A 1459-nucleotide genomic window follows, 5' to 3' on the forward strand; every position below is an offset into this window, starting at 1 on the left:
GCTTGGGGTCTAGCGGTCCTCGCAACGCCTAGTTCTTCTGGGGGTTGCGAGGACCGTGGTCGTTTCCGCTGAGGTCAAGGCAGAGTTCTTCCGGATCCTCGATGGTGGCGGCAGTGTGGCTGCTGCTGCGCGTGGCGCGGGTGTGAAGCCCGGCACCGCGTACGTGTGGGTTCGTCGTGCGGGGCGCTGTTCGGTGCCGGGGTCGCGGCGTCATCCTGGTCGGGATGAGTACGAGCGTCTGCGTCAGCAGGGGGTGGGGCGGCGCCGTGCCGCGCGGCTGGTCGGGGTCAACGAGCGCACGGCGAAGGACTGGGACTGGGGAGTACGCAAGACACGCGGCTCGCGGACGTATCCGGATGGGCGTCGGGTGGACTACAACACCGGGGTGAGCACTCGGGTGTCGCCGTCGCTGACGGCGTTGGACAAGGAGTTGCACTCCCGGTTCCTGACCTTGGCGCAGCGGGAGACGATCGCGGACATGCGACGTGCCGGCGGGTCGTTTCGCGCGATCGGGCGGGCGTTGGGGCGGGCCGCTTCGACGATCAAACGCGAGATCGACAACCATGCCGGTGATGATGGTGTCTACCGCGCCCACGCCGCGCATCGGGCCTGGGCGGCGTCTCGGCCCCGGCCCAAGGACCGCAAGCTTGTGCGCGACGGTCCGCTGCGTGACTTCGTGGTCGACGGGCTACGCAAACGGTGGTCACCGCAGCAGATCTGCCACGCTCTGGTCAGGGAGTACCCCGGTGAGCAGGAGATGCGGGTGAGTCCGGAGACGATCTACCAGGCGTTGTATGTCCAGGCCCGGGGCTCGCTCAAGCGTGAGGTCGCCGCGGCGTTGCGGACCGGCCGCGCCCGACGTAAGCCCCATCGTCGTCCTGACCAGCGCACCCCACGGTTCGCCGAGGGCATGGTCATGATCAGCGAGCGTCCGGCCGAGGTCGCCGACCGCGCTGTGCCCGGCCACTGGGAAGGCGACCTGATCATGGGAACGGGCAACCAGTCCGCGATCGTGACGCTCGTCGAGCGCAGCACCCGCTACGTGATGCTCGGGCACCTGCCCGGCGGACACACCGCCGCAGAGGTCCGCGATGTCCTGGTGGGCCTCGTCGCCACGCTGCCGGCCCACCTACGCGGATCCCTGACCTGGGACCAGGGAGCCGAGATGGCAGCCCACAAGCAGTTCACCATCGCCACCGGGATACCGGTCTACTTCTGCGACCCGCACTCGCCCTGGCAACGCGGATCGAACGAGAACACCAACGGCCTGCTACGCCAATACTTCCCCAAAGGCACCGACCTGTCCGTGCACGGACCCGAAGACCTCGAACACGTCGCCCAGGAACTCAACGGCCGCCCACGACAGACGCTCGGCTGGGACAACCCAGCCGAGCGCCTACGTGATCTACTGACAACCACATAAGCCATCAGGTGTTGCGAGGACCCCCAGAAACCGCCC

The 1459-nt window shown here is 68.0% G+C and carries 1 protein-coding gene; it reads left to right on the forward strand.

Translation table 11 applies throughout. From position 1 onward, the window contains the following. The first annotated feature begins 253 nt into the window (after positions 1-253). The gene (locus ACFYWL_RS31185; protein ID WP_386980426.1) at positions 254-1423 is read left to right on the forward strand and encodes an IS30 family transposase; all 1170 of its coding nucleotides are present in this window, start codon (positions 254-256) and stop codon (positions 1421-1423) included. Positions 1424-1459 lie beyond the last annotated feature (36 nt).

Origin of the sequence: Micromonospora sp. NPDC002575, from assembly GCF_042889525.1 — a bacterium.
Taxonomy (GTDB): Bacteria; Actinomycetota; Actinomycetes; order Mycobacteriales; family Micromonosporaceae; genus Micromonospora; species Micromonospora carbonacea.